Consider the following 9,710-nt stretch of genomic DNA (forward strand, 5'->3'; position numbering starts at 1 on the left):
ATTAACCAACAGACTACGTTGATCAATCCTGTTTTTTAATTGTTAAAGGCTAACCCCTCACGAATAACCCTCAAACTAGCCCCTCAAGTTTGCCCCTCACGAGCAACCCTCATGAAAGACACCTCGCGAAGGTAGCCCCTCATAAAATCGATTACCCTATTATTTATCGCTGCTAATCAGGAATAATACTGTGTGTTGAACTATTGATATACCTTGCATGGAGCTATACAGTTTTTGAAGAAAAATTGGTAGTCTATATTAGGAATATCGTTCATGTACTTATTTAGGAAAAACCATTGGTCCTGATATCTTGTTTTTAAAGCTTTTTTGAATTCTTTGTTGATTTGCGAATTGCTTAAAGCTTCTATAACATCATCGATTGATGAATCTTTGCTTAGATTATTATCTAGCTTGATTTGTGACATTTCAGCAGACGATAATGCCTGTAACTGTATTTTTGAAGAAAGAGCAACACTTTTCTGAGGATTTCTGTAATTATAGAAGTGATAGTCCCCATTTTTGTGTGAATAATAAGTAATCCCAATTGTAGAATCTGTCTTTTCAATTATTTCACTTAGCTTTTTCTCTGAGCAGATGATGTGAATGTATTCAAACACTTTTTTATAATCGTTAAGCTGCTTGTCTAGCCTATTTAGGTTATCCAGATCTGTTTTAATTTCATAAGCATGGCTTGTTCCATTAATTTTGCACAAATCAATTCTACTATTACCTACTGGAAATTCGAACAGTGAAATTGCTGATGATTTTACCAGTCTTTTGTTTATAAATGCTGATTTAACAGATGCTTCATTCGGATAATACTTAAATAAAATAGAAGTAATAAAGGTCCTGGCTGAACTCTTGTTGAGATCATAATATGCATTTGAATTGATGCTATATAAAAGATCTAGAAGATCACTTTCGCTTTTTAACGGGCTATAGCTTTTACTTAATTGCTGAATCTCAGAGAAAGAAAGACTATTCATATACATCTCGTCTCTCCTCGTTATAGTAATTATTACGACTTTTTTTATTGTACCATATTTTAGATAGAAATCACAATTGACCTCTGAGGTTAATTGTGATACTTTGTAGTTACAAGGATATATCTAGGAGAAGCAAAATAAATGACTTTACATTATTCAGATAAAAAACAGGATAAAATTTTAACCAGCGAAAGATTAATAAAGAAGACGTATGGGAGATTGTCTGATGGAATTATAAATAGATTGTCAGAAATAAGAGCAGCGGACACGTTAGAGGATATCCCAAATGTACCACCACCAAGAAGGCATAAATTGTCAGGCGGTGAAAATGAATGGGGACTTGATGTTTCTAGAAATTATAGAATTGTGATATGTCCATATGGAAAATATGACGTGAATGACCTTTCGACAATTGCTGAAGTGAAGTTGTTGAGAATCGAAGACTATCATTAATGGGGTAATGAAATGGATAAAGAGTTTATTGTTAATACAGGAAGAATAATAAAAGAATATATGGCCTCAAGAGATATAACTCAAAAAGATTTGGCTATAAGAACGGGTATAAGCGAAAAACATATTTCTAATATGCTTAATGGAAAAAGTAGGCTTACTGAAGACATGGCACTTAAATTAGAATGTGTAATGCCGGATGTTAAGGCTGACTATTGGTTGAAATATGAACAGAAATATAGAGAATATTTAGCAAGGAATAAACAGGAGAACGATCTTTCAAAAGAAGATTTGGTTTCTATATCTAAAAGATTTCATTTTTGCGATGTTTTTAAAGGCTTAGATTGGAGCTTGGAGAAACAGGCTTTAGAGATGCTAAAAATTCTTGGCATTAGTGATTTTAATTGCTTTGATGCAGTATATGATAAATTTGAAACGGCATTCATGGAGGATGGTGGAGAAAAAGAAGCTATTGCTATATGGCTTCGATTATGTGAAGAACAGATTGATATTCAGAATAAGGATATTGAAAATCAAGAGTTTGATAAGAATAAGTTGGAAGGGAAGCTACGGCTATTTAGAAATTTTGTTTTGATTGATAGTATTGAGGGAATAACTACAAATTGCAGAAGACTATGCAATAGATTGGGCATTTATTTGGTTATTTATCCAACAATAACTAATTGTAAGGTAAGAGGAGCACTGAAAACATATTTAGGCAAGCCGGCTATTTTTTTAAGTGGACGATTTAACACGATGGATCATATTTGGTTTGCCTTTTTCCATGAAATAGGGCATCTTTTAAAACATTATGATTCTAAATATTTTGAATTATCTATAGAAGGAGATTCAAGTTTAGAGGAGGTAGAGGCCAATTCTTTTGCAAGAGATTTATTGGTTGATTCAAAATGTTATTGTGATTTTGTAAATGAATTTGGTGGGAAAATAAGCAAAGAAGATATAGTGGTTTTTGCCAAGGAACAAAATACACTTCCTGGAATAGTTGTTGGCAGATTGCAACATGATGGGGTTATTGAGCAAAACCAGTTTAACATGTTCAAAAATAAAATTGATATGAAGGAGGTGATTACGTGATTTATGTACCAATTATAAAAAACAGAACGGCTGAAATTCGTGCACTAAAGATTTGCGCGGATTTTCTTTGTGAAGAAATTATTCCGTATTTTGAAATAATCAATGATCAGTACAAACCGAGACATGAGGTAGATTCAAAAGGGGAAAAGGTTTATGAACTAAAGCCAGGGAATAAAAAGAAAACTCCTAAAAAGGCTCAACCTTTGCCGGAGGATATTTGTACTCTTGAAAAAATAAATGAAGCTGTGGTGGGTAACAGATGCTTTATCGAGTATTTTAGATATTCAGAAGATGATTATCCTGATAGCAAGATAAACTTGAAAAAAGTAGAGTTGGCAAGGGAATTATCAAATGATTATGCAAAGTACGTAGAAAAAATTATTGATGTGTGTAGATTTGAGAAGTTTATTCCTGTGATTTCTATAAAAAAGTCTTTTGCAATCTCTAATTACGATTTAAAAGAACTGGTTGATAATATACGAAAAAAGGGAAATGCACTTGGAGTTAGGGTTCAGATTGATTTACTTGATGACTACATGGATTTTTTAGAACAAGAATTAAACGAAGCGGATTTTCTGTTCGTAGATATCGGAGAAAAACCTTATGTGGCTCAAGAATTCCTTTTACAGGATATAGCGGATTATTCAATAAATGCTACATGTATATTAATCAATTCACCGAGACATAAAAAAGATGTGAAAAGAGAATATCAAATAGATGGCTGGGAACCGCTTATTAATAATATAGTTGCTATAAAGTATGCGGATTGTGGTTTTGATGGATTCGGTGACTATGCGGGGCTGAAAGACAATTTACCTGAAGATATTCCGGTTCAAAGCTATACGTTAGCTTTGATATATGAAGCCAAGGAAAACAAGTTTTGGTCGATAAGAAGTCAAATAATCGGCGATGCTATGGAAGTGAAGAAGATAGCTTTACTTCATGCGAGTGAATTTGATCCGGATGGAGACTGCTACGCTTATAAGGAAATAAATCGAATTGATATAGGAAATCAGGCCAATTGGAATACTATAACTGTTGTTAGGTACATTGACCAGATGTCTAAGAGATTGCATTTGCGTTGATTTTTATTGTATATGAATAATTTCTGAGTGTACTAATTGGGGCTTATGGTATAATAACGCTGCCTTAAATTATGCTAAAATGTACTGACATGATAGAATAATTTGCTTATGCCGATACCCGTATTAGTACTTAATTATATGATTGGTGCCATGTGTTTTTTAGGGGGAATATGCAGACATTTGTTAAACAAGAAGATTCTAATATTCCAATTATATCTAGAGGTTCGTTGTATCATTATACTTCTGTTGATGGATTAAAAGGAATTGTTGACGGTGAGTTTTGGATAACTGACAGCGGGTTCCTTAATGATACTAAAGAGTTTCATGTTGCCAGTGATATTTTTATAGAACTGGTAGGGAAGAAAATAAAAAACCAGAGTGTTAGAAATAGAATATATAAGGCATTTTCTATTAAATATGAGGTTTTACAAGGGGAAGATTTATTGCCCCCAGACAGGTGCTATGTTCTTTCGTGTAGCTTGGATTGCGATAGTTTGGTTATGTGGTCGGAGTACTCTGGTTTTATGGGATACTGCATGGAATTTGATGCGAAGCAACTAATGGGAGCATTTGATGATCATATAACATTGCATAATAGTGATACAGAAGCCAAGCAAAAGGATACTTGAAATAATTGAGAATCACTCTGTTAATAATAGATTAGAGTTACCACTTTATGGAGTGACTACAAAATACATACTACAGTCCGATGTGTGTAGATTGATTAGGCAAGAATATCCCAAATCCAAAGGAATGAGAATATGCGTATAACAAAAGTGTATCATTAGCATGTTTTGGAGGATGAACTGAGTATGTTTGAATCAATAGAAAGCTTTAGGTTTTTCAGTGTTTGAATTAGACAAGATTTTCCCTATAACTATTTTCTTGGGGAGAAAAAATAGTTATAGGAAGCAATGTTTTTTATGATTACACTAATAGTATGTCGTTCCTAAAATGAACAGGATAATAGGGAATATTCTAAATCGGACTTATTCATAAAACATAGGAATCTTTGTTTCATAATATGAATTTAGATGAGAGAATTACGGAAGAATATTGATTAGTAAATGGAAGAATTGACTTCTGTTAGGAGATATTTAGGTTAGGACGGTTATTATATGAAAAGTTGCTATGATTGGGATAAAAATGAATTAGAATTTAAGATTCCTGGTATGATGCACAAGTATGCATTGAAATTTAAAGGAAGAAAGACAATTGTAGGTGGCAAGAGTGCAACTGGAAAAACGATGTTGTGTAACACTCTAAAAGAAATACTGGATTATCATGGAACAGCTGCAAAAGACTTCGATGCATCCAATATATTTATTTTAAACGCAGACAATAAGGAGAAACTTAGTAAGCAAAGTAAAAAATTGATAGTTATAGATCGTGGAGAAATTCAGATTGATGATGAGATAAGAGATTTTATCAATCGAGATAGAAAAAACAGATATCTTCTGTTTCTAAGGCAACCCAAGGGGATTAATCTATCTCCTAACTATTTTGCTGACATGGAACAAAGAAAAGGCTCTATTGTATTGAACTATAGATACAATGAGCAAGGGTGGAATTGATGCTATATATTATTACAGAAGATTCTAAATCAGGCTATGAGTTTTGGAAAATAGTGTTTGAATCTTACTTAAAAGATAACGAGTATATAATTAAAGTGGCTGCGGGAAACCAGTCATTACGCAAAACATTTATTGATACTCTTGATAACTGCCATGATTCGAAAGACTCAATTTTGCTGATATTTGATAACATAGATGATACATCAAGCTTTAACCCTGGCAATTTGATAGAATATTGTGCGGCAAGTTGTAGAGATAAAGGCGTATGCTTTTATTATTCTGATTTTTATTGTTTCGAAAGTATCTTTTTGTCATACAAAGAATTGCTGAATATGACTTCAAATTGCAAACCGGATATTAAAAACACAGTTGAATATGTAAATAACGCCATCAAAAAAGGATATGGGTATTGGGAATCCACAGATGAAATAGTTGATGCATTTTTAGATGAAAATGGAATTATAGCTAATAACCGGGAGCATTTTGAATCAGAATTATTATCTATAGCTACGCGTAGCATTGGATATGGCCATTTTCATATAAAGAAATCTACGATTAGTAAAGGAAAATGCTGGTTAAATAGCTGCTTTGATATCCAAGCTACTATGAATTCACGTGTTCACGAGAAAGATTGCAAAGAAAAATGCTGTTTTACAAATAAGAATATGGATACCGTAACGAAACTTAATGATATTTTTGATAACTCTATATTAAAAGAATCAATGATTAGTAGGGTGATAGGGATAGAAGGAAGAGTATGATAAAAATATACAATAAGGCTGACGGCTTTTTTGAACCGGCAAATGTTTTAATCGATGTTGAACGCTTTTTTGATATTTCTGTTCCTCCGAATGAGATAGATGAAATTGGCGTGCAAGTTATTGAAAGAATAGACGGAGCACATTTTGTCGATCAAGCTTTAGGAACAATTGAAACTCCCTATGGTATTACTTCATACAGAAATTTATCCACTGGGTGTAAAAGCGTACTTGATTATATTTACCTTACGAAACATCCAAGCAAATATAGAGATGTAAAGGCAGTGGACTTTACTGAGTGCGGATGGAATGCCATTGATTGTTTATTTGACGTAATTTCAGATGGTATTAGCGATAAGATTGGCATTATTATCCGACACGATGATGGATTGTATAATTGTAAGCCACATAAGATTCTTTTTAATAATGAAATAGCTATAGAAAGTATGAAAGAGTTCTATTTATAGTAAAGGCAAGAGAAATGTAAGTGGTTGGAAGAATCTCGTGAATATAGTCTGTAAGGGGAGCATGAACGTTCGGTTTAAGAACAGCGAGATTCATAGGAGGACTGCAATTTATGCAATGGTTCGTGAACAAAGCTTGAATAGCTTTATAGAAGAAGCTGTTGAGGAAAAGCTTAAGATGGTAAAGACATAATGTAGATGGTATAGAAAACCGCTAATAAGAATGGTGGGAAGAAGTTTGATAACAATGATCATAAGCTTCTTCCTGCTTTTTTATTATTCTTAAGGGGTAATCGATATTTGCTGTTAAGCGGCGTCTCTTTTTGATATATTGTAAGCGTCAAATGACGCGCCTATGATTTAATCCGCTACTATGGTTTACTTTAAAAAACTGAAAAAACTAACTAGTTTTTTAAAGGAGGTGTTGATTGTCAAGTAAAATTGACCCACTTTTATACTTAAATCTGACCCACCCTTGGATCCGCCAATGCGATTTTAGGGGTGGGTCAGTTTTGTTTATAAATCTCGATTTTTATACTGTGAATTGACCCACCTTTTAATGAGTTACCAGTGTGTATCCAGCATCGGTAAGTGCTGTTTTGTCTATGATCATTGTTTTGTTTAGCGTATCCATGACGACATATCTGCTAAGTTCCAGTAGCCTGTCTCCGATAAGCTCTTTCACGAGTTTCTCCATAGCTTCAGCCTTAGGAGCATTCTGTTCTGTCTTTTTCTCGTATACATGCTGTGGTCTAACTGGAGAGCATGATGTCTCTGTATTGGGTGCGCATATCTACGAGCTTGAACTGCTTCATCTTTGCTTCTATGTATGCGCTTTTGTGTTCTGTGTCATTAAGCATTCAGGACCTCCTTCGCATAGTTCTCATAGTAGCTGCAGTTTCTTGTAAGTTCAGAAGAAGGCGCTGAATCGATTATCAGGGTTGTGGATTTGGCATTGTTATCCTTTGGGATTTTTCGTTCTCCTGAGTTGTACTCACGGAGCATCTTCTTAAATGACTTGATATCCATCTTTCCTTCATCAACAGTTATACCGATAAATCTGTCCAGAGTATCATCATCATAGAGATCCAGCAATTCCATTATCCTTCTGGCATGGAATGTAGGCTGGTCAAACTTACGACCGGCTGCTTCAAGATAACGTGCACCATTACTGAAGCGGTTCGTGAAGCCTCGCCTTATCTGTGGAACAGAAGTTGAGACCTTCTTTGCTATTCCGACATAAATAGCTTAAAATATACTATAGTGTGACAATGCAGTGTGTATGACTAGCAAAATAAGTGGATGCTTGAGAATATATACCAGTGTAATATATTATTTATTATAAATAGTGTGGTGTGACATGGAGGAAAAGATGAGTAGAGTAATAGATATATTAAGAAAACAAGGGCCTATGCTTTCGGGCCTGCTAGAAAAAGCGATATGTAAAAACTTCTCTGTCAGTAACGAGGCTGCGAGAAAAACTGTATCTAGAGCGAGATCACCGGTTCAGAAATTGAAGGTTTTTCCGTTCTGCAATAATCAAGTATTTTGTTACTTAGAGGAACAATACAATTCACAGCTATACAGAGAAAGACTATATGAAGCGTTAAAACAGGACTCGGCATCAGTTTCGATGATAATTCGTGCTTTGGAAAACTCAGATTTTATTATGAATAAATCTCTGCTACCAGTCTTTTCAAAGTCACCAATCAGTAATACTAAAGGGCATCGGAATTTTGACAGGATTATTTCTGACCTGATTGAACAAGAAGTTTTGGTAGAGGCTTGTGAGGATTATTATGCTATTTCTCAGATGTATTGTGGGGGAGAAGTTAATCTAACGTATTCAAAGAGTAAGGAACAGATAAGCAGGATTGTTGTTGGAGATTTTATAACTTGGGCAGGAAATCTCAATATTATGGCATATAACTCTGTAAAAGTCTTTCCGGATGAAGCCATATTTGCTCATTTTAAGTGGTTTTCGACAGTGCCATCATATATAACGCCGCTTTATGACTATGTTAGGAAGAGGCCAGGATTTGTTTTGGTTGATGTTGTAATAAAAGCCAATGCTTCTATAGAAGATGTTTCTTTTTTTGTAGAGAAGATCAACACGATCAGAAATTTCAAGAAACTGCCTTGTTTCATGCCAGTCCTTATTACAAATGGGGTATCAAATGAAGCTTTTAAGTATTTGAAAGAGAACAAGGTGTTTATTGGAGTTCTATCAAATCTATTTGATAGAAAGTACACAAATACTCTCATGAATATGTATAACGTTCTCTGTAATGCTACCGCTGTATTGCTCAAAGAGCCGGAAAAAATAGAAAAATTAATAGAAGAAATAGCAAAAAGTGAGGGCAGATTTTACAATGCAATGGGAGATTTGTTTGAATGTATGGTTGGGCTTTTCTATAATAGGATTGGCTCAAAGTATATTGAATTGAACAAGCAGATCCCTAATGGGAGGGGCGGAAAGTATGAAATGGATGTTCTGGTTGATAGAGATGGAAAAATACAAGTTATTGAATGCAAAGCATACAGAAGTATGGTTGATAAAGAATATATAGAAAAATGGCTTTCCACTCGTATACCTGCATTTAGGCGCTTCCTTTGTGACATTTATCCAAATAGAAAACTGGAATTCTCAATTTGGTCATTAGGTGGCTTTGATAAGGAGGCAGAAAAGCTACTGGCGAACCATAAGAATTCCGCAAAGAAGTATTCGTTAACTTATTATACAAAAAAAGAAATATACGAACTTGCTTGTGCATATAATGATAATGCTTTTTGTGATCAAATAAACAAGCATTTTAAGGATTATGGGACATAAGTATAGTAGGCAAAAAGATAAATATGATACAGGATTAAGACATTGGGAGAGAGAAAATTCTCACAGACAATTTATTAGAATGGGTACTAACACTACCTAAGATCATTTTGAAAAACTTGAGCATGGGCCATTTAATTTTTCACCAGTACCTGGCGAAAAAGTGCACCGCATTAGAAAATCCTGTGAGCGGTATTTTTTTCAAATGCGGTGCTGATCATGTTGCTCATCCATCACAAAAATATGAAAACTTCGTGGTGGGTTTCCATACTTCTGTGGTGAATTCGCAGCATGATATCTCCCACTTTGCCCGGCGAAAATTTAGTGGTAATATATATATGTGGGAGATATTGCAAGCTTCACATACCGGTCAAATACCTCATGGGCGAACGTATCTGAGACATTGAATCTCTTTGCAATTGATGTAGATGACTCCATGAGATCTTTGTAGGCGCTTACTATGAGCAT

12 protein-coding genes are annotated in these 9,710 nt (G+C 34.3%); 9 read left to right on the top strand and 3 right to left on the bottom strand.

Annotated elements, in window-relative coordinates; translation table 11 throughout:
* Nucleotides 1-200 precede the first annotated feature (200 nt).
* Complete coding sequence (locus E7303_RS17535) at nucleotides 201-986, bottom strand: sce7726 family protein (protein WP_292146752.1); 786 nt, start codon at nucleotides 984-986, stop codon at nucleotides 201-203.
* Nucleotides 987-1,127: 141 nt separating this feature from the next.
* Between E7303_RS17535 and E7303_RS17540 the strand changes: the two genes are divergently transcribed.
* The 8 genes from E7303_RS17540 to E7303_RS17575 all read left to right on the top strand — a co-directional run bounded on the left by E7303_RS17540 (nucleotide 1,128) and on the right by E7303_RS17575 (nucleotide 6,605).
* Nucleotides 1,128-1,439: a plasmid maintenance system killer protein gene (locus tag E7303_RS17540; protein WP_292146753.1), complete on the top strand. Its 312-nt coding sequence runs from the start codon at nucleotides 1,128-1,130 to the stop codon at nucleotides 1,437-1,439.
* A gap of 12 nt (nucleotides 1,440-1,451) precedes the next feature.
* Nucleotides 1,452-2,531, top strand: coding sequence for a helix-turn-helix domain-containing protein (locus E7303_RS17545; protein WP_292146755.1), 1,080 nt, complete (start codon nucleotides 1,452-1,454; stop codon nucleotides 2,529-2,531).
* The gene (locus E7303_RS17550; protein ID WP_292146756.1) at nucleotides 2,528-3,616 is read left to right on the top strand and encodes a beta family protein; all 1,089 of its coding nucleotides are present in this window, start codon (nucleotides 2,528-2,530) and stop codon (nucleotides 3,614-3,616) included. The genes E7303_RS17545 and E7303_RS17550 overlap by 4 nt, the downstream gene beginning before the upstream one ends.
* Nucleotides 3,617-3,786: 170 nt before the next feature.
* Nucleotides 3,787-4,245, top strand: coding sequence for a hypothetical protein (locus E7303_RS17555; protein ID WP_292146758.1), 459 nt, complete (start codon nucleotides 3,787-3,789; stop codon nucleotides 4,243-4,245).
* A gap of 489 nt (nucleotides 4,246-4,734) precedes the next feature.
* The gene (locus E7303_RS17560) at nucleotides 4,735-5,190 is read left to right on the top strand and encodes a hypothetical protein (protein ID WP_292146759.1); all 456 of its coding nucleotides are present in this window, start codon (nucleotides 4,735-4,737) and stop codon (nucleotides 5,188-5,190) included.
* Nucleotides 5,190-5,951 carry a hypothetical protein gene (locus tag E7303_RS17565; protein ID WP_292146760.1) on the top strand — a complete coding sequence of 254 codons (762 nt, stop codon included), beginning with the start codon at nucleotides 5,190-5,192 and terminating at the stop codon, nucleotides 5,949-5,951. Before E7303_RS17560 ends, E7303_RS17565 begins: the two co-directional genes overlap by 1 nt.
* Nucleotides 5,948-6,415 carry a hypothetical protein gene (locus E7303_RS17570; RefSeq protein WP_292146761.1) on the top strand — a complete coding sequence of 156 codons (468 nt, stop codon included), beginning with the start codon at nucleotides 5,948-5,950 and terminating at the stop codon, nucleotides 6,413-6,415. Before E7303_RS17565 ends, E7303_RS17570 begins: the two co-directional genes overlap by 4 nt.
* Nucleotides 6,416-6,476: 61 nt before the next feature.
* Entirely contained in the window at nucleotides 6,477-6,605 is a 129-nt protein-coding gene (locus E7303_RS17575) for a toxin-antitoxin system HicB family antitoxin (protein ID WP_292146762.1), read from the top strand.
* Nucleotides 6,606-6,968: 363 nt separating this feature from the next.
* Here the strand turns inward: E7303_RS17575 and E7303_RS17580 are convergent, their stop codons facing one another.
* Entirely contained in the window at nucleotides 6,969-7,109 is a 141-nt protein-coding gene (locus tag E7303_RS17580; protein WP_292146763.1) for a hypothetical protein, read from the bottom strand.
* A gap of 155 nt (nucleotides 7,110-7,264) precedes the next feature.
* Complete coding sequence (locus E7303_RS17585) at nucleotides 7,265-7,513, bottom strand: hypothetical protein (RefSeq protein ID WP_292146765.1); 249 nt, start codon at nucleotides 7,511-7,513, stop codon at nucleotides 7,265-7,267.
* Nucleotides 7,514-7,784: 271 nt separating this feature from the next.
* Here E7303_RS17585 and E7303_RS17590 point away from each other — a divergent pair, with 271 nt between their 5' ends.
* On the top strand, nucleotides 7,785-9,245 hold the full coding sequence (locus E7303_RS17590; protein WP_292146766.1) for a hypothetical protein: 1,461 nt from the start codon (nucleotides 7,785-7,787) through the stop codon (nucleotides 9,243-9,245).
* The last annotated feature ends 465 nt before the right edge of the window (nucleotides 9,246-9,710 follow it).

Origin of the sequence: Butyrivibrio sp. (assembly GCF_015056685.1) — a bacterium.
Lineage (GTDB): Bacteria > Bacillota > Clostridia > Lachnospirales > Lachnospiraceae > Butyrivibrio.